At 72.1% G+C, this 23,979-nt stretch carries 28 protein-coding genes; 17 read left to right on the top strand and 11 right to left on the bottom strand.

Annotated elements, in window-relative coordinates:
• Positions 1 to 113 precede the first annotated feature (113 nt).
• The 4 genes from ACFO0B_RS31250 (at position 114) to ACFO0B_RS31235 (ending at position 5,037) form a co-directional block, all read left to right on the top strand.
• A complete protein-coding gene (locus ACFO0B_RS31250; protein ID WP_378617218.1) occupies positions 114 to 317 on the top strand; it encodes a hypothetical protein in 204 nt (67 codons plus the stop codon).
• Entirely contained in the window at positions 314 to 754 is a 441-nt protein-coding gene (locus tag ACFO0B_RS31245) for a hypothetical protein (RefSeq protein WP_378617216.1), read from the top strand. The genes ACFO0B_RS31250 and ACFO0B_RS31245 overlap by 4 nt, the downstream gene beginning before the upstream one ends.
• A 140-nt stretch (positions 755 to 894) precedes the next feature.
• A complete protein-coding gene (gene glgP, locus ACFO0B_RS31240) occupies positions 895 to 3,468 on the top strand; it encodes an alpha-glucan family phosphorylase (RefSeq protein ID WP_378617214.1) in 2,574 nt (857 codons plus the stop codon).
• 60 nt (positions 3,469 to 3,528) lie between these two features.
• A complete protein-coding gene (locus tag ACFO0B_RS31235; RefSeq protein ID WP_378617212.1) occupies positions 3,529 to 5,037 on the top strand; it encodes an NCS2 family permease in 1,509 nt (502 codons plus the stop codon).
• On the opposite strand, the gene ACFO0B_RS31230 is transcribed toward ACFO0B_RS31235, so the two are convergent.
• The 3 genes from ACFO0B_RS31230 to ACFO0B_RS31220 form a co-directional block, all read right to left on the bottom strand.
• The gene (locus ACFO0B_RS31230; RefSeq protein WP_378617210.1) at positions 5,038 to 7,080 is read right to left on the bottom strand and encodes an ATP-dependent DNA helicase; all 2,043 of its coding nucleotides are present in this window, start codon (positions 7,078 to 7,080) and stop codon (positions 5,038 to 5,040) included.
• Positions 7,081 to 7,274: 194 nt separating this feature from the next.
• Positions 7,275 to 7,841: an isochorismatase family protein gene (locus ACFO0B_RS31225; protein ID WP_378617208.1), complete on the bottom strand. Its 567-nt coding sequence runs from the start codon at positions 7,839 to 7,841 to the stop codon at positions 7,275 to 7,277.
• Positions 7,842 to 7,869: 28 nt separating this feature from the next.
• The gene (locus ACFO0B_RS31220) at positions 7,870 to 9,183 is read right to left on the bottom strand and encodes a nicotinate phosphoribosyltransferase (RefSeq protein ID WP_378617206.1); all 1,314 of its coding nucleotides are present in this window, start codon (positions 9,181 to 9,183) and stop codon (positions 7,870 to 7,872) included.
• A 136-nt stretch (positions 9,184 to 9,319) separates the two neighbouring features.
• On the opposite strand from ACFO0B_RS31220, the gene clpS reads away from it, so the two are divergent.
• The 10 genes from clpS to rdgB all read left to right on the top strand — a co-directional run bounded on the left by clpS (position 9,320) and on the right by rdgB (position 16,096).
• Entirely contained in the window at positions 9,320 to 9,673 is a 354-nt protein-coding gene (gene clpS, locus ACFO0B_RS31215; RefSeq protein WP_378617204.1) for an ATP-dependent Clp protease adapter ClpS, read from the top strand.
• 20 nt (positions 9,674 to 9,693) lie between these two features.
• Entirely contained in the window at positions 9,694 to 10,263 is a 570-nt protein-coding gene (gene aosR / locus ACFO0B_RS31210; RefSeq protein ID WP_378617202.1) for an oxidative stress transcriptional regulator AosR, read from the top strand.
• Positions 10,260 to 11,300 carry a P1 family peptidase gene (locus ACFO0B_RS31205; RefSeq protein WP_378617200.1) on the top strand — a complete coding sequence of 347 codons (1,041 nt, stop codon included), beginning with the start codon at positions 10,260 to 10,262 and terminating at the stop codon, positions 11,298 to 11,300. Before aosR ends, ACFO0B_RS31205 begins: the two co-directional genes overlap by 4 nt.
• Before the next feature lie 53 nt (positions 11,301 to 11,353).
• Entirely contained in the window at positions 11,354 to 11,794 is a 441-nt protein-coding gene (locus ACFO0B_RS31200; RefSeq protein ID WP_378617198.1) for a Mov34/MPN/PAD-1 family protein, read from the top strand.
• 25 nt (positions 11,795 to 11,819) lie between these two features.
• Positions 11,820 to 12,155: a MoaD/ThiS family protein gene (locus tag ACFO0B_RS31195; protein ID WP_378617196.1), complete on the top strand. Its 336-nt coding sequence runs from the start codon at positions 11,820 to 11,822 to the stop codon at positions 12,153 to 12,155.
• Between the two features lie 4 nt (positions 12,156 to 12,159).
• On the top strand, positions 12,160 to 13,122 hold the full coding sequence (locus ACFO0B_RS31190; protein WP_378617194.1) for a PLP-dependent cysteine synthase family protein: 963 nt from the start codon (positions 12,160 to 12,162) through the stop codon (positions 13,120 to 13,122).
• A gap of 40 nt (positions 13,123 to 13,162) precedes the next feature.
• Positions 13,163 to 13,831 (top strand): rhomboid family protein, encoded by a 669-nt coding sequence (locus ACFO0B_RS31185; RefSeq protein WP_378617192.1) that lies wholly within the window; start codon positions 13,163 to 13,165, stop codon positions 13,829 to 13,831.
• Between the two features lie 71 nt (positions 13,832 to 13,902).
• Positions 13,903 to 14,667 (top strand): cyclic nucleotide-degrading phosphodiesterase, encoded by a 765-nt coding sequence (locus ACFO0B_RS31180; protein ID WP_378617190.1) that lies wholly within the window; start codon positions 13,903 to 13,905, stop codon positions 14,665 to 14,667.
• A gap of 44 nt (positions 14,668 to 14,711) precedes the next feature.
• Positions 14,712 to 15,485, top strand: coding sequence for a ribonuclease PH (gene rph, locus ACFO0B_RS31175; RefSeq protein ID WP_378617188.1), 774 nt, complete (start codon positions 14,712 to 14,714; stop codon positions 15,483 to 15,485).
• Between the two features lie 2 nt (positions 15,486 to 15,487).
• Entirely contained in the window at positions 15,488 to 16,096 is a 609-nt protein-coding gene (gene rdgB, locus ACFO0B_RS31170) for an RdgB/HAM1 family non-canonical purine NTP pyrophosphatase (protein WP_378617187.1), read from the top strand.
• Between the two features lie 72 nt (positions 16,097 to 16,168).
• Here the strand turns inward: rdgB and ACFO0B_RS31165 are convergent, their stop codons facing one another.
• From ACFO0B_RS31165 to ACFO0B_RS31155, 3 genes are read right to left on the bottom strand one after another with little or no spacing between them, the layout of a single operon-like run.
• Complete coding sequence (locus ACFO0B_RS31165; protein WP_378617185.1) at positions 16,169 to 16,531, bottom strand: DUF3817 domain-containing protein; 363 nt, start codon at positions 16,529 to 16,531, stop codon at positions 16,169 to 16,171.
• On the bottom strand, positions 16,528 to 16,926 hold the full coding sequence (locus tag ACFO0B_RS31160; protein WP_378617183.1) for a transcriptional regulator: 399 nt from the start codon (positions 16,924 to 16,926) through the stop codon (positions 16,528 to 16,530). The genes ACFO0B_RS31165 and ACFO0B_RS31160 overlap by 4 nt, the downstream gene beginning before the upstream one ends.
• Positions 16,927 to 16,976: 50 nt before the next feature.
• A complete protein-coding gene (locus ACFO0B_RS31155; protein ID WP_378617181.1) occupies positions 16,977 to 17,852 on the bottom strand; it encodes an oxidoreductase in 876 nt (291 codons plus the stop codon).
• Between the two features lie 122 nt (positions 17,853 to 17,974).
• Between ACFO0B_RS31155 and ACFO0B_RS31150 the strand changes: the two genes are divergently transcribed.
• Positions 17,975 to 20,005, top strand: coding sequence for an MDR family MFS transporter (locus ACFO0B_RS31150; RefSeq protein WP_378617179.1), 2,031 nt, complete (start codon positions 17,975 to 17,977; stop codon positions 20,003 to 20,005).
• Here ACFO0B_RS31150 and ACFO0B_RS31145 read toward each other — a convergent pair.
• The 5 genes from ACFO0B_RS31145 to ACFO0B_RS31125 form a co-directional block, all read right to left on the bottom strand.
• Positions 20,002 to 20,427 (bottom strand): hypothetical protein, encoded by a 426-nt coding sequence (locus ACFO0B_RS31145; protein WP_378617177.1) that lies wholly within the window; start codon positions 20,425 to 20,427, stop codon positions 20,002 to 20,004. The two genes, ACFO0B_RS31150 and ACFO0B_RS31145, sit on opposite strands and share 4 nt — an antisense overlap.
• A 101-nt stretch (positions 20,428 to 20,528) precedes the next feature.
• A complete protein-coding gene (locus tag ACFO0B_RS31140) occupies positions 20,529 to 21,314 on the bottom strand; it encodes an HNH endonuclease family protein (RefSeq protein ID WP_378617175.1) in 786 nt (261 codons plus the stop codon).
• A 140-nt stretch (positions 21,315 to 21,454) separates the two neighbouring features.
• Positions 21,455 to 22,126, bottom strand: coding sequence for a phosphate signaling complex PhoU family protein (locus tag ACFO0B_RS31135; protein WP_378617173.1), 672 nt, complete (start codon positions 22,124 to 22,126; stop codon positions 21,455 to 21,457).
• A gap of 69 nt (positions 22,127 to 22,195) precedes the next feature.
• Positions 22,196 to 22,576: a DUF5313 family protein gene (locus ACFO0B_RS31130; RefSeq protein WP_378617171.1), complete on the bottom strand. Its 381-nt coding sequence runs from the start codon at positions 22,574 to 22,576 to the stop codon at positions 22,196 to 22,198.
• Positions 22,573 to 23,046 carry a MarR family winged helix-turn-helix transcriptional regulator gene (locus ACFO0B_RS31125; RefSeq protein WP_378617169.1) on the bottom strand — a complete coding sequence of 158 codons (474 nt, stop codon included), beginning with the start codon at positions 23,044 to 23,046 and terminating at the stop codon, positions 22,573 to 22,575. Before ACFO0B_RS31125 ends, ACFO0B_RS31130 begins: the two co-directional genes overlap by 4 nt.
• Positions 23,047 to 23,186: 140 nt before the next feature.
• Here ACFO0B_RS31125 and ACFO0B_RS31120 point away from each other — a divergent pair, with 140 nt between their 5' ends.
• Both ACFO0B_RS31120 and ACFO0B_RS31115 read left to right on the top strand, forming a co-directional pair.
• On the top strand, positions 23,187 to 23,624 hold the full coding sequence (locus ACFO0B_RS31120; RefSeq protein ID WP_378617167.1) for a hypothetical protein: 438 nt from the start codon (positions 23,187 to 23,189) through the stop codon (positions 23,622 to 23,624).
• Between the two features lie 69 nt (positions 23,625 to 23,693).
• Positions 23,694 to 23,849, top strand: a complete 156-nt coding sequence (locus tag ACFO0B_RS31115) for a hypothetical protein (protein WP_378617165.1) — start codon at positions 23,694 to 23,696, stop codon at positions 23,847 to 23,849.
• Positions 23,850 to 23,979 lie beyond the last annotated feature (130 nt).

Below are 23,979 nucleotides of genomic sequence, written 5' to 3'. Positions count from 1 at the left end.
GAGTCTGAGAACGCACCCGGCGCCGGGTCGCCGTGGCCGACGCTCGCGGCCGTGCGGCCCGCCGCTCTTCCTCCTGGGTTATCAGCGCTGGGTGCTCGACGCAGGGGAGAACCATGGAGAGCCGGCCGGCCGCCGCTGAGCGAGCGCGCCGCCACGACCAGGACGACAGGCCGTGCACCTACCGGTGTGACGAGCACCCCGGTGGGCTGGAGCGCTGGGACGCCTCGAGCGTGCTCACCCGGCACGCGGGCCACGACCCGGCGCGGTGCCTGCCCTACGCCGCCGCGCTCGCCCGCCTGTCCACTCCGCTGGCATGAGCGCTGCCCGTCCCGAACTTCCACACTGGCGTGAGCTCACCGCGGCATTCCGCACCCCGCTCGGCCAGGACGACTCCGTGCTGCTGAAACGCGCCCGGATGCTGGCCTCAGTGCACCGGGTGCACGCGCTCCACCCCGGACACGACGCGGTGTTCGAGGCCGGTCGCGCGGCGCTACGGACCTGGATCGCCGAGTGGATCAGCGGCCACACCGGCGCCCGGCCCGCTGCCGCTGCGGCCTGCGCGCTCGTCATCGACGATATGGCGGCGGCGCACGTCGAAGCAGAGCGGCTATTGCGGGTCGACCCGGCGCCGAGCGCCGAGGAGTTGCACGCGGCCTGGTTCGCGGTCGGCTACCTTGCGACCCACTGGGCCGACCTGGTCGCCGAGGTGATCGACGGTCAGCGCCCGGTGCCATGGCCGCTCGAGCGGCGATGAGCGGGCCGCCGGACGGAAGTGCGGCGAGTGTGGCGTACGCCATGCGACCCCGCCCGCCCGATGAATCGCCACGTCAGGGGCGTCATGAGCGCTGCGCGCACGTCCTGTCGATTCCCCTTGATCCGTGTAGGGTTCCGCCCGTGAAGGCATTGCGTCGATTCACCGTCCGTGCCCATCTGCCCGAGCGCCTGGCGGCGCTGGGGGAGCTCTCCACCAACCTGCGGTGGTCCTGGCACTGGCCAACGCAGGATCTCTTCGCCGAGCTGGATCGGGAGCGCTGGGCGGAGCTCGGCCACGATCCGGTGCGGATGCTGGGCGAGGTGTCGCCTGCGCGGCTGGACGAGCTCGCCGGCGATGCGGAGTATGTGCGGCGGGTAGATGAGGCCGCGGCCGACCTGCGCGAGTATTTGCAGCGGCCGGCCTGGTTCCAGCGCAATTCCGACGGGGACGGGGTGCGCGGGATCGCCTACTTCTCGATGGAGTTCGGCGTCACCGAGGTGCTGCCGAACTACTCGGGCGGGCTCGGGATTCTGGCGGGGGATCATCTCAAGGCCGCCTCCGATCTGGGGTTGCCGCTGATCGGGGTGGGGCTGCTGTACCGCAGCGGCTACTTCCGGCAGTCGCTCTCGGCGGACGGGTGGCAGCTGGAGCACTATCCGGCGCTGGATCCGCAGGGGTTGCCGCTGCGGTTGCTGACCAGTGACGGGTCGCCGGTGCTGATCCATGTGGCGGTGCCGGATCAGCGGGTGCTGCGGGCTCGGGTCTGGGTGGCGCAGGTGGGGCGGGTGCCGCTGCTGCTGCTCGACAGCGATATCGCGGAGAACGATCCGGAGCTGCGCGCGGTGACCGACCGGCTGTACGGCGGCGACCAGGACCATCGGATCAAGCAGGAGATCCTGGCCGGGATCGGCGGGGTGCGCGCGGTGCGCGCCTACACCCGCGCGACCGGGCTGCCGGATCCCGACGTGTTCCACATGAACGAGGGGCACGCCGGTTTCCTCGGGGTCGAGCGGATTCGCGAATACGTCTCCGGCGGCATGGATTTCGACAGTGCGCTGACGGCGGTGCGAGCGGGGACGGTGTTCACCACGCACACCCCGGTGCCCGCGGGCATCGACCGCTTCCCGGCCGAGCTGGTGCGGCGCTACTTCGGCGGCGCGCACGGCGAGGCGGAGTCCGCGCTGCTGCCGGGGCTGGAGGTGGATCGGATTCTGGCGCTGGGCCGGGAGAACGATCCGGCGGTGTTCAACATGGCGCACATGGGGTTGCGGCTGGCGCAGCGGGCGAACGGCGTCTCGAAGCTGCACGGCGAGGTCAGCCGCGAGATGTTCGCTGGGCTGTGGCCCGGCTTCGATCCGGCCGAGGTGCCCATCGGCTCGATCACCAACGGGGTGCACGCGCCGACCTGGGCGGCGCGCGAGTGGCTGGAGAAGGCGCGCGAGCTGATCGGCGCGGAGTTCGTGCAGGAGGCGCGCGGCTGGGAGCAGTTGCGCGATGTCGACCCCGGCGAGCTCTGGGCGACCAGGAACACGCTGCGCGCGGGGCTGGTCGCCGAGGTGCGGCGGCGGGTGCGCGCCTCCTGGCTGGAGCGCGGCGCGGCGCCCGCCGAACTCGGCTGGGTGGACGAGGTTTTCGATCCGGGTGTGCTGACGGTCGGGTTCGCCCGGCGGGTGCCTACCTACAAGCGGCTCACCCTCATGCTGCGCGATCCGGAGCGGCTGCGGTCGCTGCTGCTGGATCCGGAGCGGCCGGTGCAGCTGGTGGTCGCGGGCAAGAGTCATCCGGCCGATGACGGCGGTAAGGCACTGATCCAGCAGGTGGTGCGGTTCGCCGACGAGGCGGAGGTGCGGCACCGGATCGTCTTCCTGCCGGACTACGACATGTCGATGGCACGGCACCTGTACTGGGGCTGCGACGTCTGGCTGAACAATCCGCTGCGGCCGCTGGAGGCGTGCGGGACGTCGGGGATGAAGTCGGCGCTGAACGGCGGGCTCAACCTCTCCATCCGGGACGGGTGGTGGGACGAGATGTACGACGGCGAGAACGGCTGGGCCATCCCGAGCGCGGACGGCGTCGCCGACGAGCAGCGACGGGATGATCTGGAGGCGGCGGCGCTCTACGACCTCTTCGAGCGCACGGTCGCGCCGCGCTTCTACGACCGGGACTCCGCGGGGCTGCCCGCGCGCTGGGTCGAGATGGTGCGGCACACGCTGCAGACGCTCGGGCCGAAGGTGCTGGCCTCGCGCATGGTCAGGGACTACGCGGTGACCTACTACGGGCCTGCCTCGGATTCGTTCGGGCGGGTCGCGGCGGACGGCTTCGCCGGGGCGCGGGCGCTGGCCGAGTATCGGCGGCGGGTCGAGCAGGCCTGGCCCGGGGTCACGGTGGTGCAGGTGGACAGCGCCGGGCTGCCGGACACGCCGGTGATCGGGGCGCCGCTCTCGCTCACCGCGCGGGTCGACCTGGCCGGGCTCGAAGCCGGGGAGGTCGCGGTGCAGGCGGTGTTCGGGCGGGTCTCGGCCGCCGACGAGCTCTCCGACGTCACCGCGGTGCCGATGGCGCACGCCGGGTCGGACAACGGGTTGGAGCTGTTCACGGTGGAGACGCCGGTGCCGCTCTCCGGCGCGGTCGGGTACACGGTGCGTGTCCTGCCGCACCACGAGCTGCTCGCCTCCGACGGCGAGCTGGGGTTGGTCACCGCGCCCAACGCGTGATCGCCCGCGCTCCGGGGTACAAAACGCTGGAGCGGATGGTTCACGAGGACGGAGAGTCCCATGGGTAGCGATTCCGAGCATCGGCACGCTGCGGAGCCCGGTCCCGCCGGGCCCGCCGACGCCCCGGAGGCGGGTTCCGACGCTGCCGTCGGCGGCCCGGACGCGGGCGAGCAGGGCCTGGGCTGGACCGGCGACGAACCCGCACCTCCGGCCCCCAACGCGCCCGGGGCACCGAGGGGCCGCCTCGACTCCTACTTCCAGGTGACCGAGCTCGGCTCCACCTACTGCCGCGAGCTCATGGCCGGCACCGTCACCTTCCTCGCCATGTCCTACATCCTGGCGGTGAACCCCTCGATCCTCGGCGACGAGGGCCCGCTGGGTGCGCTCGGCATCCCGACCCAGGCGGTCTTCACCGCGACCGCGGTCGCCGCCGTCTTCGGCACGCTGGTGATGGGGGTGTGGGCGCGCTACCCGATCGCGCTCGCCCCCGGCATGGGGCTGAACGCGTTCTTCGCGTTCACGGTGGTGCAGAGCATGGGCATCCCGTGGCAGACCGCGCTCTCCGGCACGCTGCTCTCCGGCATCATCTTCTTCGTGCTCGCGGTGACCAAGGTCCGCGAACGCATCCTGGATTCCATCCCGATGCAGCTGAAACTCGCGGTCGGCGCGGGGATCGGGCTGTTCATCGCCTTCATCGGGTTGAAGAACGCGGGCTTCGTCGTCGCCAGCGAGGCGACCTTCGTCAAGCTCGGCGATCTCACCGAGGGCCGGACCCTGCTCGCCTTCTTCGGATTGATCGTGACCGTGGTCTTCCTGGTGCTCGGCAGGCACGGCGCGGTGCTGATCGGCATCGTCTCGACCACGGTGCTCGGCATGCTCACCGGCCTGGTCGAGCTGCCGGACGGCGTCGCGGCGCTGCCCCGCGGCCTGGACCAGACCTTCGGCCAGGCCATCACGCACCTGCCGGACGCCTTCACCGGGCAGATGATCGTGGTCGTGCTGACCATGCTCTTCGTCGACTTCTTCGACGCCTCCGGCACCCTGATCGGCGTCGCCAAGCAGGCCGGGCTGCTGGACGAGCAGGGCAGGCTCCCGCGCGCGGCGAGCGCGCTGGCCGCCGACTCGGTGGGCACCACCGCGGGCGCCATCATCGGCACCTCGACCACGACCGCCTACGTGGAGTCCACCGCGGGCGTCTCGGCGGGCGGCCGGACCGGGCTGACCGCGGTGACCACGGCGGGCTGGTTCCTGATCGCCATGTTCTGCTACCCGATCTTCGCGGTGGTCGCCTCGGCCGGGGAGGTGACGGCGCCCGCGCTGATCGTGGTCGGCGTGCTGATGGCCCGCTCGCTCGGCGAGATCGAGTGGGGGAATCTCGAGTTCGCCATCCCGGCCTTCCTCACCATCGTGCTGATGCCGCTGAGCTACTCCATCGCCAACGGCCTCGCCATGGGCATGCTCTTCTACCCGATCGTCATGGTGGCGCGCGGCCGCGTCCGCGACGTGCACCCGGTGATGTGGGTGCTCATGCTGGTCTTCCTCGGCTACTTCTTCTTCCTGGCCGAGTAGTCAGGAGGCGGTGAGCCGGGTCAGCGCCTTGGCGACGACCTGCGGGTCCGCCGTCTCCCAGTAGGGCGGGAGCGAGGCGCGGAGGTAGCCGCCGTAGCGGGCGGTGGCGATCCGGGAATCCAGGATCGCGATCACGCCGCGGTCGTCGACGCTGCGCAGCAGCCTGCCGGTGCCCTGGGCGAGCAGTAGCGCGGCGTGGTTCGCCGCGACGGTCATGAAACCGTTGCCGCCGCGCGACTCCACCGCCCGCTGTCGCGCGGTGAGCAGCGGGTCGTCCGGGCGCGGGAAGGGGATGCGGTCGAGCAGGACCAGGCTCAGCGACGGGCCGGGCACGTCGACGCCCTGCCAGAGCGAGAGCGTGCCGAAGAGCGAGGTGGCCGGATCCGCGGCGAAGGCCTTGACCAGCGCGCCGGTGGCGTCGTCGCCCTGGCAGAGCACGGGGGTGTCGAGCCGCTCGCGCATGGCCTCGGTGGCGGCCTTGGCCGCGCGCATGGAGGAGAAGAGCCCGAGGGTGCGGCCGCCGGCGGCCTGGACGAGCCGCTCGATCTCGTCCAGCACGGCGGGGGACATGCCGTCCCGGCCGGGCGGCGGCAGGTGCTTGGCGACGTAGAGGATGCCGGAGCGGGCGTGGTCGAACGGCGAGCCGACATCCAGCGACGACCAGCGCACCGTCTCGGTGTCCGACGGGGCCTGCGCGCCGTTGGCGGTGCCGGTGTCCGGCCGGTTGGCGGCCTGCGCGGGCAGCCCCCAGGTGATCGCGAGGCCGTCGAAGGAGCCGCCGATCTGCAGCGTCGCCGAGGTGAGCACCACGGTGGAGGCGCCGAAGAGCCTGCTGCGCAGCAGCCCGCCGACGGAGAGCGGCGCCATTCGCAGCGTGCGCCTGGTGACCCCGCGCAGCTCGTCGGCGGAGAGCCAGATGACATCGCGGCGGGCGGCCGGATCCGGCTCGTCGAAGGCGGAGAGCGCGCGCACCGCGCTGTCGTGCACCTCCTCCACCGCGACCAGCGCCTGGTTGCGCGCGGCCGCGGCCTCCGGGTCGCTGCCCTGCGCGGAGGTGCCGCCGGGCGGGGAGAGGGCGGTGCGGACGTTCCAGGCGGCGTCGCGGATCAGCGCGAGGACCGGGGCGGCGCTCTCCGGGAGCCGCTCCCAGCGGGCGGCGGGCAGCTCGTCGAGCACCTCGTGCCAGGCCTCGCCCGCCTCCTCCAGGCGATCCAGCTCCCGCTCGTCCACCAGCTTGCCGCAGCGCTTGGCGGCGGCGGTGACGGTGGCGGGGGCCAGCTCGGCGGTGGCGACGCCGGTGACCCGGTCGACCAGCTCGTGCGCCTCGTCGATGATCACCACGTCGTGCTCGGGCAGGATCTGGATGCCGCTGATGGCGTCGATGGCGAGCAGCGCGTGGTTGGTGACCACCACGTCGGACTGCGCGGAGTCGGCGCGCGCCTTCTCGGCGAAGCAGTCCTGCCCGAAGGGGCAGCGGGACTTGCCGAGGCACTCCCGGGAGGAGACGCTGACCTGCCGCCAGGCGCGGTCGCTCACGCCGGGGGTGAGCTCGTCGCGGTCGCCGGTCTCGGTGTCGGAGGCCCAGGTGGTGAGGCGCTGGACCTCGCGGCCGAGGCGGGAGATGGCGAAGGCGTCGAAGAGCTCGGCCTCGGCCGGGTCCTCCGGGACGGCGCTGTTCATCTTGTTCAGGCAGAGGTAGTTGTTGCGGCCCTTGAGGATCGCGAAGCGCGCGGTGCGGCCGAGCGGCTTCGTGAGCGCGTCGGCGAGGCGGGGGAGGTCGCGGTCGACCAGCTGGCGCTGCAGCGCGATGGTGGCGGTGGAGACGACGACGGTGCGGCCGGTGCGGACCGCGTGCCGCAGGCCGGGCACCAGGTAGGCCAGCGACTTTCCGGTGCCGGTGCCCGCCTGCACGGCGAGGTGCTCGCCGGTGTCGATGGCGTGCGCGACGGCCGAGGCCATGGTGACCTGCCCGGTCCGCTCGGTGCCGCCGAGCGCGCGGACGGCGGTGGAGAGCAGTTCCGGGACCGGCGGCAGTTCGGGCACGCGCAGCAGCCTACTGCGGTGCGCCGACACGCTCGGCGCGGGCGCGGGCGGCACCGGCCGGACGGCGGAGGCCGTGCGTGCCGCCTGGCTCGGCTCGGCGCGCCGTATCACGCGGTCGGCCGGGGTGCGCGCGGGCCGGGGGAGTCGGCTGGGCGAGCCACGTCACGCAGTCGGTGTGCGAACAGCGGCCCCGCTCAGTGGCCGAGTTCTCCGTCGAACTCGACGCCGGCGGCGGCCATGCGCTCCATGGCGACGGTCGTGCTCTCCGGTGCGACCCCCGCGGTCAGGGCGAGCAGCACCCTGGTGTCGAACCCGGCCTCGCGGGCGTCGAGCGCGGTGGCCCGGACGCAGTGATCGGTGGCGATACCGACCACGTCGACGGCGTCGATATCGCGCGCGCGCAGCCACTCCGAGAGCGAGGAACCGTCCTCGGCCGCGCCCTCGAACCCCGAGTAGGCGGCGGCGTACTCACCCTTGCTGAACACCTCGTCCACGACGTCGGCGCTGAAGTTCGGGTGGAAATCGGCGCCCGGCGTGCCGACCCGGCAGTGCGGCGGCCAGCTGTCCACGTAGTCCGGGGTGTCGGAGAAGTGGTCACCCGGATCGATGTGATGGTCCCGAGTAGCCACCACCGCCGCGTAATCAGCGCTCAGCAGATAGTCGCTGATCCGCCCCGCCACCGCGGCCCCACCGGTCACGGCGAGCGACCCGCCCTCGCAGAAATCGTTCTGCACGTCCACCACGATCAACGCTCGTGCCATGACCACCTCACCTCTCGGAGTCCACCTTCTATTCTGCCGCGAAGGTGGTCGGCACCGCCGGTTCGCCCGCGGAGAGCTTGAGCCCCTCCCACGGCAGGCTGACCAGCCCGCGCGCCACCAGGTCGCGGCTCTCGGCCAGGCTCGGCTGGTCCGGCGTGAGTTCGCCCCCGCGCACCAGCGGAACGTGCAGCTCGCGCGCGGTGAACTCGCCGGTCGCGGGCGCGGAGCCGGCCGGGAAGACGACCTCCTCGACGATGGTGCCGCTGGCCCGGGCCAGCCGGATCGCGCCCTTGGTGCCGCCGCGCGACTCCTTGTGGCTGCTCCGCTTGGCCACCGGAACCCCGTCCACCTCGACCAGCTTGTAGACCATGCCCGCGGTGGGCGCGCCGGAGCCGACGACCAGCGACGTGCCGACGCCGTAGACGTCGACCGGCTCGGCGCGCAGCGCGGCGATGGCGTACTCGTCCAGGTCGCCGGAGACCACGATCCTGGTGCGGGTGGCGCCGAGGCTGTCCAGCTGCTCGCGGACCTGCCCGGCCAGCACCCCGAGGTCGCCGGAGTCGATCCGCACCCCGCCGAGCTCGGGGCCGGCCACCTCGATGGCGGTGGCGACGCCCTGCGCGATGTCGAAGGTGTCGACCAGCAGCGTGGTGCCGACGCCGAGCGCCCGCACCTGGCTGCGGAACGCCTCCGCCTCGTGCGCGCCGTCGCTGCCGCTGTGCAGCAGGGTGAAGGCGTGCGCGCTGGTCCCGGCGCCGGGGATGCCGTAGCGCCGCACCGCCTCCAGGTTCGAGGTGGCGTCGAAGCCGGCCAGGTAGGCGGCGCGCGAGCTGGCCGGGGCGGCGAGCTCGTGGGTGCGGCGCGAGCCCATCTCGATCATCCGGCGCCCGGCCGCCGCGCTCACCATGCGGGCGGCGGCGGAGGCGATGGCGCAGTCGTGGTTGTAGACGGAGAGGATCAGCGTCTCCAGGATCACGCACTCGGCGAAGCTGCCGCGCACCGAGAGCACGGGGGAGTTCGGGAAGTACAGGTCGCCCTCGGCGTAGCCGTCGATGTCGCCGCCGAAGCGGTACGCGCGCAGCCACTCCAGCGTCCGGTCGTCCAGGAAGCGCGCCGCGACCTCGAGTTCGGCCGGGCCGAAGCGGAATCGGGTGAGCGCCTCCAGCATCCGGCCGGTGCCCGCGACGACGCCGTACCGCCTGCCGTTCGGCAAACGTCTGGCGAACACCTCGAAGGTGCAGCGCCGATGCGCCGACCCGTCGGCGAGCGCGGCGGCGAGCATGGTCAGCTCGTACTGGTCGGTCAGCAGCGCGGTGCTCGCCCGCCCGTCGATGGTCTCCACCCGGGCCACTCTAGACAGCGCGCGGCCGCGAACCGGGGAGCATGATAGGCGCGCGGGCCCCGGATCGGGCCGGAAAAGCCGCGATCGGTCCACCTCGGATGGTTGTGTATTCCGCCCGCCGTCGTACCCTGGACGCATGGCCCAGTTCGACCGAGTCGATGCCGGCGATCTCGCGGCGGCCGTTGCCGTCGTCGCGCACGCGACACCGTCGGCGACACCCGAAGCCATCGAGCACAGCGAGATCCTGGAGGCCGTCGACCGGCCCTGGGTCACCGTGGTCTGGGACGACCCGGTGAACCTCATGCACTACGTCACCTACATCTTCCAGAAGCTCTTCGGCTACAGCAAAGCCAAGGCGACCGAGCTGATGCTGCAGGTGCACAACGAGGGCAAGGCCGTGGTGACCTCCGGCCCGAGGGACAAGATGGAGCACGACGTCCAGCGGCTGCACGCCGCCGGGCTGTGGGCGACCATGCAGCGCGACGAGTGAGTGCGGCTACCGTAGGCATCGTGCGTAAGTGGAGCCGGAAGAATTCGCTGGGCGGCCTGAAACTGCGTTCCGAGATGGACGGCAGGGAGGCCGCGGTGCTGCGCTCGCTGGTGGGGGCGGTGTGCGGGCTGCTCACCGAGCGCGCCGCCTCCGGCCCCGACGACGAGCTCGCCGCGCTCACCGGGATGCGGACCGGTAACTCGACCCCGCCCACCGACCCGCAGCTGCTCCGGCTGCTGCCCGATTTCCACCGCGCCGAGCCCGGCTCGCCGGACGCCGACCGGGCCGGGCTGAACAACGCGCTGCGCAGCCTGCACGAGCCCGACATCATCGAGTCCAAGGTGGCGGCGGGCGCGGTGGTGCTGCGCACGGTGCCGGAGGACGGCGGCAAGGTGACGCTCTCCCCGGAGCAGGCCGACGCCTGGCTGACCGCGCTGAACGACGTCCGGCTCGCGCTCGGCACGGTGCTGGAGATCGACGCCGACACCCCGGAGGAGCTGCAGCCGGGCGACCCGCGCGCGCCGCACCTCGACGTCTACCACTGGCTCACCTGGATGCAGGACTCGCTGCTCTCGGCGCTCGCCCCGTGATCGGCCCGGGCAACGCGCTCACCGACGTGGTCGGGGTGCTCGTCGGGCACCACCACGAACTCGACCCGGACGCCACGCTCGGCTCCGGCGCCGCCACCGGCTGCACGGTGGTGCGGGTGCCCGGCGGCGCGGTGGCCGCGGTCGACGTCCGCGGCGGCGGGCCGGGTACCAGGGAGACCGACCTGCTCGACCCGGCCGCCTCGGTGCGCCGCGCCGACGCCGTGCTGCTCAGCGGGGGCAGCGCCTACGGGCTCGCCGCCGCCGACGGGGTGATGCGGTTCTGCGAGGAGGCGGGCCACGGCATCCCGCTCGACCCGCTCGACCCGGCCCGGGTGGTGCCGATCGTGCCCGGCGCGGTCATCTTCGACCTGCCGGTGGGCGACTGGAACCTCCGCCCGACCGCCGAGTTCGGGTACCGCGCCGCCGCGGCCGCGAGCCGGGAGTTCGAGCGCGGCACCGTCGGCGCCGGGGTCGGGGCGCGGGCGGGCGCGCTCAAGGGCGGCATCGGCACCGCCTCGGTACTGCTCGACATCGGGATCACGGTGGCGGCGCTGGTGGTGGCGAACCCGGTCGGCTCGGTCTTCGACCCGCGCACCGGGCTGCTGTGGGGCGCGGGCACCGACGGCGCCGCGGCGCTGGGGCTGCGCACCCCGACCCCCGAACAGCTCGCCGCGGCCAACGCGCTGCCGGTGAAGGGCACCGTGCTCAACACCACCATCGGCGTGGTCGCCACCGACGCCCCGCTGGACAAGGCAGGCTGCCGCCGGATGGCGACGACCGCGCACGACGGCCTGGCCCGCGCGGTGCGCCCGGCGCACTCGCCGCTGGACGGCGACACCTTCTTCGCGCTCGCCACCGGCACGGCCGCGCCGCCGCCGGGGCCCGTACCGCCGCCCGCTTTCCCGCCGAACCTCGGGCTGCTGGACGCGGTCTGCACCGCGGCCGCGGTCTGCGTCGAGCGGGCCATCGTCGACGCGGTGGTCTCCGCCCGCTCGATCGCCGGAATCCCCTCCTACAGCGAGCTGTTCGGCAGCTGATCGGGGTGGAACGGCCGGGGCGGGAATAGCCGAATAAGCTGGCTCGTTGTGGAGTGCGTTGTCGCGGGAAGGGTGTTGTCGTGCTGGTGATCAGGGCCGACCTCGTCGAGGCGATGGTGGCGCACGCCCGCGCCGACCACCCGGACGAGGCGTGCGGGGTGCTCGCGGGCCCCGAGGGCTCGGACCGCCCGGAGCGGTTCATCGCCATGACGAACGCCGCGCGCTCGCCCACCTTCTACCAGTTCGACTCCGGCGAGCATCTGAAGGTCTGGCGCGAGCTGGACAACGCCGATGAGGAGCCGGTGGTGATCTACCACTCGCACACGGCGACCGAGGCCTACCCCAGCCGCACCGACATCAAGCTCGCGCAGGAGCCGAACGCGCACTACGTGCTGATCTCCACCCGCGATCCGGAGCAGCACGAGCTGCGCAGCTACCGCATCCTCGAGGGCGAGGTCACCGAGGAGCCGGTGCGGGTCGTCGACGCCTACTGAACCCGTTCAACCCCGAGGAGAACCGATGCCGGTAACCGTGTCCATCCCGACCATCCTGCGCAACCTGACCGGCGGCGAGAAGCGCGTGCAGGCCGAGGGCGCGACGCTCTCCGCGCTCATCGCCGACCTGGAGGCGAACCACCCCGGGCTGTCCGAGCGGCTGCTCACCGACGGCAAGCTGAACCGCTACGTCAACATCTACGTCGAGGACGAGGACGTGCGCTTCGCGGGCGGGCTCGAGGCCGAGGTTCCGGCGGGCGGCAGCGTGACCATCCTCCCCGCCGTCGCCGGAGGCGCGCTCGACTCCGTCGCCGGAGGCGCACTCGACCACACCGGGGCCGGCGTCCTCGAGATCTCCTGATCCGGTGGCACGGTACGAATCGCTGATCGCGACGCTCGGCGACACCCCGCTGGTCGGGCTGCCGAACCTCTCACCGCGGTGGGCGGGCGAGCGGCCGGTGCGGCTCTGGGCCAAGCTGGAGGACCGCAACCCCACCGGCTCGATCAAGGACCGCCCCGCGCTGCGCATGATCGAGCAGGCCGAGGCCGACGGCAGGCTCACCCCCGGCTGCACGATTCTGGAGCCGACCAGCGGCAATACCGGGATCTCGCTGGCCATGGCGGCCAAGCTCAAGGGGTACCGGCTGGTCTGTGTCATGCCGGAGAACACCTCGGTGGAGCGCAGGCAGCTGCTCACCATGTTCGGCGCCGAGATCATCGGCTCGCCCGCGGCCGGCGGCTCCAACCAGGCGGTGGCCAAGGCGAAGGAGATCGCCGCGGCCAACCCGGACTGGGTCATGCTCTACCAGTACGGCAACCCGGCCAACGCGCTCGCGCACTACGAGACCACGGGCCCGGAGATCCTCGCCGACCTGCCCGAGATCACGCACTTCGTGGCCGGGCTCGGCACCACGGGGACGCTCATGGGCACCGGGCGCTACCTGCGCGAGCACGTGCCGGGCATCGAGATCGTCGCGGCCGAGCCGCGCTACGGCGAGCTGGTCTACGGCCTGCGCAACATCGACGAGGGCTTCATCCCCGAACTGTACGACGAAACCGTGCTCACCAGGCGTTTCTCCGTCGGCCCGCTGGACGCGGTGCGCCGCACCAGGGAGCTGGTGCTGGAGGAGGGCATCTTCGCGGGCATCTCCACCGGGGCCATCCTGCACGCGGCGCTCGGCGTCGCGCGCAAGGTGCTCGCGGCGGGCGAGCGGGCGGACATCGCCTTCGTCGTCTGCGACGGGGGCTGGAAGTACCTCTCCACCGGCGCCTACGACGGCACGCTCGAGGAGGCCGAAGAACGGCTGGAGGGGCAGCTCTGGGCCTGAGCCCCGGTACGCTCGATGCCAGAGCTACGCAGGAGGTGCCATGGTCGTCGGTCCTGGTTCGGGGTTCCCGCCGAACAGTCCATCGGTCGGCTCCCGCGCCGTCGCGGTGATCGGGAAGCTCTGGGCGCAGGCGGCCGCGCTGATGCTCGGCTTCGTCGCGCTGCTGTACGGCATCGAGGGCGTGGACAGCCTGCAGGGTGTCGACCTGGACAGCGAGGGCATCCGCCCGCGCGACCCGGACGGCCTCTGGGGCGTCATCTGGGCCCCGCTGCTGCACGGCAACTGGGATCACCTGATGGGCAACACGCTGCCCGTGCTGATCCTCGGCTTCCTCACCCTGCTCTCCGGGATCGGCCGCGGATTGGCCGCTACCGCCCTCATCTGGCTGATCGCGGGAGCCGGAACCTGGCTCATCGGCGGCGCGGGGACGGTGCACGTCGGCGCATCCTCGCTCGTCTTCGGCTGGCTCACCTACCTCATCTCCCGTGGCTGGTTCGCCCGCAACCTCACCCAGATCGTGGTCGGGCTCGTGGTCTTCGCGATCTACGGTTCGCTGCTCTGGGGCGTGCTGCCCGGCCAGCCGATGATCTCCTGGCAGGGCCATCTCTTCGGGGCCGTGGGTGGTCTCGTCGCGGGCTGGGTACTCTCCGGAGACGAACGTCGTCGCCGACGCGCCACGGAACCGCGCCCGATCGCACACCCCCGGTGACCACGTCGCACACCCGTGAGAATTTGGGGGATCCCTTCGTGACCGGTGAAACGTCGTGGCAGCATGTGGGCATGCGCCTTACCGTCCTCGGGTGCTCGGGCAGCGTGTCCGGCCCGGACTCCCCAGCGTCGGGGTATCTGCTGACCGGTCCGGACCTGACGCCGACGGTCATCGATTTCGGTCCGGGCGTGCTCGGCGCGCTGCAGAAGTACGCCGATCCCGGTGCGGTCGACATCTTCCTGACGCACCTGCACGCGGACCACTGCCTGGACCTGCCCGGCCTGCTGGTCTGGCGGCGCTACCACCCGACGCCGCCGGTCGGCCGCGCCATCGTGCGCGGGCCATCGGATGCCCCGCTGCGGATCGGCAACGCCTCGGCCGAGGTCGGCGGCGAGACCGACGACTGGTCCGACGTCATCGACCATCGCACCTGGCGGGAGGGCGAGACCGTCGAGTTCGGGCCGGGGCACACGATTTCGGCGCGCCGGATGTACCACCCGCCGGAGAGCTACGGGCTGCGCATCACCAGCGCCGAGGGCAGGGTCTTCGTCTACACCGGCGACACCGCCCTCTGCGACGCGGTCTTCGAATTGGCCGAAGGCGCCGACGTGCTGATGTCCGAGGCGTCGTGGACGCACGACCCGGCGAATCGGCCGCCCGGCATCCACCTTTCGGGGTACGAGGCCGGGCTGATCGCGGCCCGCTCGGGAGCCAAGGAGTTGCTGCTCACCCACATCCCGCCGTGGACCTCGCGGGAGGACGTGATCGCCGAGGCGAAGTCGCAGTTCAGCGGCCCGGTGCACGCGGTCGCGCCGGGCGAGACCTTCGATCTGTAGCACCGCCGCCCGGCGCCGCGCCGGGTGCGGTTAGGCTGGCCCCCGTGTCGAGACGAGTGGACGGCAGGGCGGACGACGAGCTCCGCGAGGTCAGGATCACCCGCGGATTCACCACGCATCCAGCGGGATCGGTGCTGGTCGAGTTCGGCCAGACCCGGGTGCTGTGCACCGCGAGCGTCACCGAGGGGGTGCCCGGCTGGCGCCGGGACAGCGGCCTCGGCTGGCTCACCGCGGAGTACGCCATGCTGCCCGCGGCCACGCACACCCGCAGCGGCCGGGAGTCGGTCAAGGGCCGGGTCGGCGGCCGCACCCAGGAGATCAGCAGGCTGGTCGGGCGCTCGCTGCGCGCCTGCATCGACCTCGCCGCCATCGGGGAGAACACCATCGCCGTCGACTGCGACGTGCTGCAGGCCGACGGTGGCACCCGCACCGCCGCGATCACCGGCGCCTACGTCGCGCTGGCCGACGCGGTCACCTACCTCGCGGCGGCGGGCGCGCTGGCCGATCCGCAGCCGATCTCCTGCGGCATCGCCGCGGTGAGCGTCGGCGTCGTCGACGGCCGGGTCCGGCTGGACCTGCCGTACGAGGAGGATTCGCGCGCCGAGGTGGACATGAACGTGGTCGCCACCGACACCGGCACCCTGGTCGAGATCCAGGGCACCGGCGAGGGCGCCACCTTCCCGCGCTCCACCCTGGACAAGCTGCTCGACTCCGCGCTGGCCGGCTGCGAGCAGCTCTTCGTGGTGCAGAAGGAGGCGCTGACCGAGCCCTACCCCGGCACGCTGCCCAAGCGCGCCGAGACCGGGAAGCGGCGGTAGCGGTGGCCCGCCGGGTGCTGCTCGCCAGCCGCAATGCCAAGAAACTGACCGAGCTGCGCCGCATCTTGGACGAGGCAGGCGTGGCCGGGGTCGAGATCGTCGGGCTCGCCGACGTGCCGGAGTACCCGGAGGAGCCGGAGACCGGTGCGACCTTCGAGGAGAACGCGCTGGCCAAGGCGCGGGACGGCGCCGTGGCCACCGGGTTGCCGTGCGTCGCCGACGATTCCGGGATCGAGGTGGACGCGCTGAACGGGATGCCTGGCGTGCTCTCCGCGCGCTGGTCCGGTGGGCACGGGGACGACGCGGCGAACAACGCGCTGCTGCTCGGGCAGTTGAACGACGTGCCGGACGAGCGCAGGGGCGGGCGGTTCGTCTCCACCTGCGCGCTGGTGTCGCCGGACGGCGCCGAGACCGTGGTCCGCGGCGAGTGGCCGGGGCGGATTGCCCGGGAGCCGCTGGGCGAGCACGGATTCGGCTACGACCCGCTCTTCGTGCCGGAGGGCGACGGCCGCTCGGCCGCCCAGCTCACCCCCGCCGAGAAGGACGCCGTCTCGCACCGCGGCCGCGCCCTGCGGCTGCTGCTCCCGGCCCTGGCCGCGCTGGCTGAGTAGCCGTCCGGGTCGGCCGTCTCCGGCAGCACTGCCCGGGCGGTGCGGCGCCCTGATACCCGCTCTCAGCGGGTATCAGATATTGAAGTCCCTCTTCACCTGGGTGGCATTACGGTGCTCGACGAAGAACGAGAGCAGGGGGATGGTGCCCGCCAGCAGGGTGCCGACGGTGCGACCGAGCGGCCACCGCACCTTGACCGCGAGGTCGGCGGTGAGCAGCAGGTAGACGAAGTAGACCCACCCGTGCACCACGGCGATCCAGCTCGGCGGATTCGCGTCGAACCCGTACTTGGCGATCATCTCCGCGGTGAGCAGCAGCAACCAGAGGCCGGTGACCCAGGCCAGCACGCGGTAGCGCAGCAGCGCGCCCGCGATCTTGCCGGTATCGGCCGTCCGCTTCGCGGGGCGGGTCTCGGCGGGGTTCTCGCTGGTGGTCAACCGGCGCTCCTGTCGGGGGATGCCGAGCGGTTCAGCTCGGCGAGGTAGCTGTTGTAAGCGGCCAGCTCGGGGTCGTCGTCCCTGGCGGCGGCGGGCCGCTCCGGCAGGAAGCCCGCCGGTATCTCGCGGGTGGCACTCGGCTGGGACGGGGCCGCGGCGGCCTCCTCGTCGTCGCGCTCCAGCCGCACGAACCGGAAGTACGCGAAGACGACGAACCCGGCGAAGAGCGGCCACTGCAGCGCGTAGCCGAGATTCTGGCCGGTGCCGCTCGACGACTCGAACCGCTCCCACTGCCACCAGCCCAGCGCCAGGCAGGCCAGCGCGGCCACGATCACCAGGGCGATCAGGGCCGGACGGCGGTGCGCCGGGCGGTCCGGCGGCGGTGAAGCGGGCACGCTCCCACGGTACCCGCTTCTACTACAGCCGACGTAGGGCAGCTCCCCGGTCAGACCGTGGTGCTGATCCCGGTCAGCCGCTCCGACTCCTCCCACAGCCGGCGCTGCAGCTCGGCGTCGCGGGAGAGCCTGGTCGACGGGCACGGGCCGACCGGCCCGCGGGACTGGAACAGCCAGGTCGGGCCCCAGTAGGTGTTCGGGTCGGCGTCCGGCTCGGTGGCGGCGAAGAGCGTCGACTCCGCCGCGTGCCGCGGCGAGTGCCCGACCAGCCGGATGAACGGCTTGCTCACCAGATCCAGCGGGGTTTCGGTGCGGGTGAAGAGCTCGGTGGCCGAGACGCCCGGGTGCACGCCGTAGGAGCGCACCCCGGAGCCGTTGCTCGCCAGCCTGCGCTGCAGCTCCCTGGCGAACATCAGGTTCGAGAGCTTGGCCTGGGAGTACGCGGCGCCGCGCTGGTAGCGGCGGTGCTCGTAGTTGAGGTCGTCGACCCGGAGCTTGCCTGCCTGCTTGTGCGCGACGCTGGAGACGGTGACCACCCGGTCCCGGATCTTCGGCAGCAGCAGCGCGGTGAGCGCGAAGTGGCCGAGGTGGTTCACCCCGAACTGGGTCTCGAAGCCGTCCGTGGTGCGGGAGAACGGGACGTTCATCAGCCCGGCATTGTTGATCAGCACGTCGACGGCGCCGGTGGACTCGGCGAAGCCGCGGATCGAGGCGAGGTCGGCCAGGTCGAGCCGCTGCACCCGGACGTCGCCGTCGATCTTCTCGGCGATCGCCTTCGCCTTGTCCGCGCTGCGGCAGGCCATGATCACCGTCGCGCCCTTCGCGGCGAGTGCCTTGGTGGCCTCGGTGCCGATGCCGCCGTTGGCTCCGGTGATCACGAAGGTGCGACCGGTCTGGTCCGGGATCTGTGAGGGTTTCCACGCCATGGCGCCCACCTTGGCACACTTTCTGAGACGGGATGCCCGGACCCCGTTCGCGTCGCTCCCCTCGGTGTTCGCTGCCGTGTCGCTGAAGGGGCACATTGGCGGGAAAGTCGCATACTGAGGCGATGAACGGTGCCGTTGCTGCCGCCGCTCCGGCGGAGCCGCTGAGCCGTGCGCGCACCAATGTCGTCTTCGGCACGGTCGTGCTCGGCATGCTCATGGCGGCGCTGGACCAGACCATCGTCTCGACCGCGCTGCCGACCATCGTGGCCGATCTCGGCGGGGCCGGGCACCTGGCCTGGGTGGTCACCGCCTACCTGCTGGCCGAGGCGGTCGCGACGGTGCTCGCCGGCAAACTCGGCGACCTGTTCGGCCGCAAGCTGGTCTTCCAGCTGAGCGCGCTGATCTTCATCGCGGGATCGATGGTGGCCGGGCTGGCGAACGGCATGGCGGTGCTGGTGGCGGCGCGGGCGGTGCAGGGCATCGGCGCGGGCGGGCTCATGGTCACCTCGATGGCGCTGATCGCGGACACCATCCCGCTGCGCGAGCGCGGCAAGTACCAGGGCGCGCTCGGCGCGGTCTTCGGCGTCACCACGGTGATCGGGCCGACGCTCGGCGGGCTCTTCACCGACAGCGCGGGCTGGCGCTGGTGCTTCTACGTCAATGTGCCGCTGGCGATCCTGATGATCGCGGTGGCGGCGCGCAGCATTCCCAAGGTGCGCGCCGCGGTCCGGCCGGTCGTCGACTACGCGGGAATCGGGCTGGTCGCGGTCGGCGTCTCCGCGCTCATCCTCGGGCTGGAGTGGGGCGGGCAGGAGTACCCGTGGGGGTCGTGGCAGATCGTCGGGCTCTTCGTGCTCGCGGTGCTGCTGCTGGCCGGGTTCGTGGTGGTGGAGCTGCGGGCGGCGGAGCCGATGCTGCCGATGGCGCTGTTCCGCAGCCGGGTCTTCACCGTGTGCTCGGTGCTCAGCTTCATCGTCGGCTTCGCCATGCTCGGCGCCATGACCTACCTGCCCGCCTACCTGCAGTACGTGGACGGGGTGAGCGCGACCGCCTCCGGGGTGCGCACGCTGCCGCTGGTGGCCGGGCTCTTCCTCACCTCGATCATCTCCGGTCAGGTGGTCGGGCGCACCGGGCGCTACCGGATCTTCCCGATCGCGGGCACCGCGCTCATGGCCGTGGGGCTGCTGCTCATGTCGACCATGGGACGGGACACCAGCACGCTGCGGGAGTCGTTGTCCATGCTGGTGCTCGGGCTCGGGATCGGGCTCGCCATGCAGGTGCTGACGATCGTGGTGCAGAACACCGTGCCGTACGCACAGCTCGGGACCGCGACCTCGGGGGTCACCTTCTTCCGGACGCTGGGCAGCGCCTTCGGCACCGCCGTCTTCGGCACGCTCTACAGCAACGAGCTGAGCGCGCGGCTGGCGACGGCGCTGGCCGCGAACCCGGGGGTGCCCGTCGAGGCGGCGGAGAACCCGGAGGCGCTGCGCCGGTTGCCCGCCGAGCAGGCGGCGCCGATCATCGACGCCTACGCCGCCGCCATCGACCATGTCTTCCGCTGGGTGGTGCCGGTGGCGCTGGCCGGGTTCGTGATCGCCTGGTTCCTGAAGGAGGTGCCGCTGCGGGACAGCGCCAAGGCGGCGGCGGGCGATGTCGGGGACGGGTTCTCGGTGCCCGGCCCGGACGATCGGGTGGCGCTGCTGGAGCGCGAGGTCGGCACGGCGCTGCGCCGGGCGCGGGCCGCCGGGCCGGTCGGGCCCGAGCTGCTCGCCGCCGCGGGGAGCGGGCTCGGGCGCGGGCAGGCGTGGGCGCTCGGGCAGGTCTACGTGCTGCGGCGGTATCGCGGGGAGGCGACGCTCGCGGCGATCGCGCTGGCGCACCGGGTGCCGGAGGAGGTGCTGCTGCCGGTCTTCACCGAGCTGATCGACTCCGGGTACCTGGCGCGCGGCGGTTCGCGGCTGCTGCTCACCGAGCGCGGGCAGGGGGAGGTGGATCGGATCCGCGAGGCGTGGCGGCGGTGGCTGGATGCGCGGCTCGACGACTGGTCGGCCGATGATCCGGGGGATCGCGCGCTGCTGGCGCAGGCCATGGACAATATCGCGACGAAGTTGCTCGACGAGGGGGTTCGGCAGCGGGAGCTGACCGGGGTCTAGCTCTGCTCGCCCGCAGCGGGTTTCCCGGCCTGGTCGGGAGTCACCGAGCCCTGCCCCTTCGCCCCGGCGAACGGCCCCGCGCCCTTCGCCTCGGGCGCCGCATCGGCAGGAGCCGCGTCCGCCGGAGTGACCGCAGCAGTTTCGCCCTTTTCGGGGGCGGCCGGTGTCGCGTCCGGCGCGGGAGCGTTTCCGGCGTCGGCGGCGCCGTCCGAACCACCGTCAGGGGAGGAGGGGGTGCCGACCGGATCGTCCGGGCCGGCGGCGGGCGCTTCGAAGGGGATGACGTTGCCGGCGAAATCACGCTCGCCGAGCGCCGCCTGCACCGCGCTGACCAGCGCGGCGAGATCGACCCAGGTGCAGGGCGGCTCGGCGTCGAGATTCCCGATCCGGTACCACTTCTCGGTGCCGCGGTAGCGGACCAACCCGTGGCCGCTCTCGTCGAGCGAGAGATCGAGCTCGCCCGAGACCGTTCCCTCCTCTTCCGTGAGGACGGCGGCCCTGCTCTCCAGTGCGACGATCTCGCTTATGCGAACCCTCCTCGGCTGACACAGTCATCGATGGCGGTTTTCAGCGCGGCCTGCTCCGCACTGTCGACGGTGAGGCCGTACTTTACCTTGATCCGCAGGTAGTGAACCACATAGGTGCACCGGAACTCGCCGGGCGGCAGGTAACTGGACACGTCCTGATCACCCTTGGAGCGGTTCGCCGTCGGGTCCGAAGCCGCGAGATTCGTTGCGTCGTTGGCGATCGCGCGCCTGGTCTCCAGATCCTTGGCGCCCGCGCCGGAGCGCCACGCCTCGGCCAGCGGGACGATGTGCTCGGCGTCCACCTTGGAAGGATCGGTGATGAAGGCGTAGGGCTTCAGCTTCCCGGTCTTGCGGTCGACCACGCCGTAGTGGTCGTGCCAGCCGCCCTCCCTGCCGATGCTGAGTTCGCAGGACTTGGGGTCGAGCGTGACCGGGCCGGTGGCGTCGCGCAGCATCATGACGTCGCGGGTGGTGCACTTCGCGTACTGCGCGAACTCCGGGCCGAAGCCGTGGTCGAGCGGGGCGGTGTCCCAGTGCGGGAACTTGTCCCGGTCGTACCCGGCCATCTCGGCCTCCGGCGCGACCTTCAGCTGCCCGAGCAACGCCGTGGCGTCGGCGGCGGGGACCCCGGCCGACGAGACCGGGCCCTGCTTGCCCGGCGCGCCGGGCTGCTCGGTCGCGGTGCAGCCGGTCAGCACCCCCGCCACCAGCAGCGGAACGACAACGGCAAACGCTCGGCGCGCACCGCGCCGAACAGGAGACAAATTCACCACGATACCCACCGAACCGGAGTCGAACCACGAACCGCGCCACCGTACTCGGTGACGCGGTGGACGAATGTGATTGTCGCATATGAGCTGGGGCACACCGTGGTTTACGGTGTGGAATCGGGTGGCGCCGGGGTGAATTCGGGGCAACCGCCCTATTCGACCGGCGTGTCGGCGGCTTCCCGCTGGGCGGTCGGCGGCACTCCGGTCTCCAGGAAGCGGATGAGCCGGTCGATCCGGCCGGTGTGGTCGACGCAGCGCTCCAGGTGGTGGCCGAGCAGCGCGAGGTCGATGGCGGCGCCGATCGGCCGGTCGGCGGGGGAGTCGGCCAGCGCGCTGCGCAACTGCCCGTGCAGCTCGCGCATCTCGGTGCCCGCGGCGGCGTGGTCGGTGGCGGGGCGCCCGTTCGCGACGCCGTCGACGGCGATGGCGGTGCGCGCGGTGGCGAGCCTGCCCATGGCGCCGATCGCGTCGGCGACCGGGCCGCGCGCGACGGGCTCCGGGTGCGCGCGGTACACCTGGTCGGCGACCCCGCTGGTGAGCCTGCCGATCCGGGAGAGCTCGCCGGCGATCTGGATGGCGGTCACCACGTGCCTGAGGTCGCGGGCGACCGGCGCCTGGAGCGCGAGCAGCACGACGGTGCGCGCCTCGCAGGCGGCGTACATCTTCTGCAGCTGCTCGTCGAGCGCGAAGACCTCGTAGGTGGCGGCGAGATCGGCGGCGGCGAGCGCGTGCGTCACGCGCTCGGCGGCGTCGTGGGCGAGCCGGCACATCTGCGTCAGATCCTGGGTCAACGCGACGAGCTCGCGGGTGAACTGGGTTCGCACGGGCTGCATTCTCGCGTACCGGGAGCGGTGTGGGCGAGCGTTACTGGCGCGCCGCTCGCGCTCCGCGCGTCAGTGGCCGTAGCGGGCGGCGTACCTGGCGCGATCGGCGTCCGCGCGGCGGGCCTGCTCCGGATTCCGCAGATCCTGCGGGAAGCCGTGCTTCGCGAGCCGGTGCGCCCGGTTCATCGGCATGAAGGCGACCGTATAGAAGAGGGCGAGCAGCAGGGCGAGCAACACCATCGACCCGCGCAGCCAGAGCTCGCCGGGGAAGAGCAGGAAGGCGGCGAAGAGCGGGGTGAACGGGACGATGCCGCGCAGCACGTGCCTGGCGGCGGCGTGTTCGCCGGTGAGGTCGCGGCGTACCCAGTCCCGCATGGAGTCGGGGAGGCGGCGGCCGAAGGCATAGCCGATCCAGCGGATCGGGCCGGGGCGGCGGGGGTCGCGGGTCATGGGAGCTCCTCGGCGGCGGGGGCTCGGGTGGCGGCACGCCTGGCGGCGGCGTTCACCCGGTTCAGGACGGTGTGCAGTTCCTCGAGGTCGGCGAGGGTGACGCCGAGCCGCTCGACCACCGCGGGCGGGATGCGTTCGGCGCGGGTGCGCAGGGCGCGGCCCTCGTCGGTCAGGTCGACCAGCAGGGAGCGCTCGTCCCTCGGGTCGCGGCCCCTGCTGATCAGCCCCGCGCTCGCCAGCCGCTTCAGCAGCGGTGAGAGCGTCGCGGAATCCAGTTGCAGTGCTTCGGCGATGGCCTTCACCGACATCGGCGCCTCACCCCACAGCGCGAGCAGCACCAGATACTGCGGGTGCGTCAGCCCCAGCGGCTCCAGCAGCGGCCGGTACACCGCGAGCACCGAGCGGTTGGCCACGGCGAGCGCGAAGCACACCTGCCGATCCAGGCGGAGCGGGTCCTCGACGGCGGTCATGCCGCAAGTTTAGCCCACGAACACTTCGTGCACTAACTATTAGTGAACGAAGTCATATTCCCGAAATCAGCGCAGTTTGGTGCTCGAAAAGCCGGGAATAGCTGGCGTGTAGGAAAACTCGACACCACGCAGGAAGTGTCATGATCATTCTCATCGGGCTGCTGGTCCTGGTCGCCGCCGTGATCGTCGGCGTCGCGGGAACCGTGGCCAATACGGGCGAGAGCCATTACCTGGCAAGTGATTTCACGGTCTTCGACTACCACTTCTCCGGTTCGAGCGGGCTGCTGTTCTTCGACGGCATCGTGCTCGGCGCCCTGGGGATGTTCGGCTTCGTGCTGGTGGTCGGTGGCTCCTGGTTCGCCAGCAGGCGCGCGATGCTGGCTCGCCGCGAGCTACGGCAGTCCCGGAAGGAGGTCGCCGCGGCCCGCAAGGACCTGGCGGCCACCCAACCCTCGGTCCCGGTGCCGGCTCCGGCCGCTGCCGCGCCCGCTCAGCAGGTCGCATCGACCGAACAGAAACCCTCGTGGAGCTGGAACCGCTTCCTGAACCGATCCGGCGCGGCCACCGCGAGCAAGTAACGGCCGCGAGCGCTGCGACTCGCGTCCATTCAACCCCCTCACCCGCAGAACGAAAGTAAGGACAGGAAAATGATTGTTCTCGGCCTGATTCTCCTCCTCGTCGGCTGGCTGCTCGGCATCCCGCTGCTCACCACCGCCGGCATCGTGGTGCTGCTCGTCGGCGCCGTGCTGCTGCTCGCCGGCTCCCTGGGCCGCCCGGTCGGTGGCCGCAAGCACTATTTCTGACCCTCGCCATGGCATTCGAGGATCGAGTGGCCCACCGGGTGGAAGCAGCCCGGGGGAACGCGAAGAAGGTGCTCGGACGCGCGGTCGGTAATCGCCGGCTGGAGGCGTCGGGGCGCAAGGACCAGGCGAC

Origin of the sequence: Nocardia jiangsuensis, assembly GCF_042650385.1 — a bacterium.
GTDB classification, from domain to species: domain Bacteria; phylum Actinomycetota; class Actinomycetes; order Mycobacteriales; family Mycobacteriaceae; genus Nocardia; species Nocardia jiangsuensis.
The sequence above is the reverse complement of the archived record's forward strand: the minus strand, read 5'-3'. Positions and strand labels throughout refer to the sequence as shown.

Coding starts and splice junctions, on each gene's coding strand:
- ACFO0B_RS31250 (WP_378617218.1), top strand. CDS start 114: ATGGAGAGCCGGCCGGCCGCCGCTGAGCGAGCGCGCCGCCACGACCAG.
- ACFO0B_RS31245 (WP_378617216.1), top strand. CDS start 314: ATGAGCGCTGCCCGTCCCGAACTTCCACACTGGCGTGAGCTCACCGCG.
- ACFO0B_RS31235 (WP_378617212.1), top strand. CDS start 3,529: ATGGGTAGCGATTCCGAGCATCGGCACGCTGCGGAGCCCGGTCCCGCC.
- ACFO0B_RS31225 (WP_378617208.1), bottom strand. CDS start 7,841: ATGGCACGAGCGTTGATCGTGGTGGACGTGCAGAACGATTTCTGCGAG.
- clpS (WP_378617204.1), top strand. CDS start 9,320: ATGGCCCAGTTCGACCGAGTCGATGCCGGCGATCTCGCGGCGGCCGTT.
- ACFO0B_RS31195 (WP_378617196.1), top strand. CDS start 11,820: ATGCCGGTAACCGTGTCCATCCCGACCATCCTGCGCAACCTGACCGGC.
- ACFO0B_RS31185 (WP_378617192.1), top strand. CDS start 13,163: ATGGTCGTCGGTCCTGGTTCGGGGTTCCCGCCGAACAGTCCATCGGTC.
- ACFO0B_RS31180 (WP_378617190.1), top strand. CDS start 13,903: ATGCGCCTTACCGTCCTCGGGTGCTCGGGCAGCGTGTCCGGCCCGGAC.
- ACFO0B_RS31155 (WP_378617181.1), bottom strand. CDS start 17,852: ATGGCGTGGAAACCCTCACAGATCCCGGACCAGACCGGTCGCACCTTC.
- ACFO0B_RS31150 (WP_378617179.1), top strand. CDS start 17,975: ATGAACGGTGCCGTTGCTGCCGCCGCTCCGGCGGAGCCGCTGAGCCGT.
- ACFO0B_RS31130 (WP_378617171.1), bottom strand. CDS start 22,576: ATGACCCGCGACCCCCGCCGCCCCGGCCCGATCCGCTGGATCGGCTAT.
- ACFO0B_RS31125 (WP_378617169.1), bottom strand. CDS start 23,046: ATGACCGCCGTCGAGGACCCGCTCCGCCTGGATCGGCAGGTGTGCTTC.
- ACFO0B_RS31120 (WP_378617167.1), top strand. CDS start 23,187: ATGATCATTCTCATCGGGCTGCTGGTCCTGGTCGCCGCCGTGATCGTC.
- ACFO0B_RS31115 (WP_378617165.1), top strand. CDS start 23,694: ATGATTGTTCTCGGCCTGATTCTCCTCCTCGTCGGCTGGCTGCTCGGC.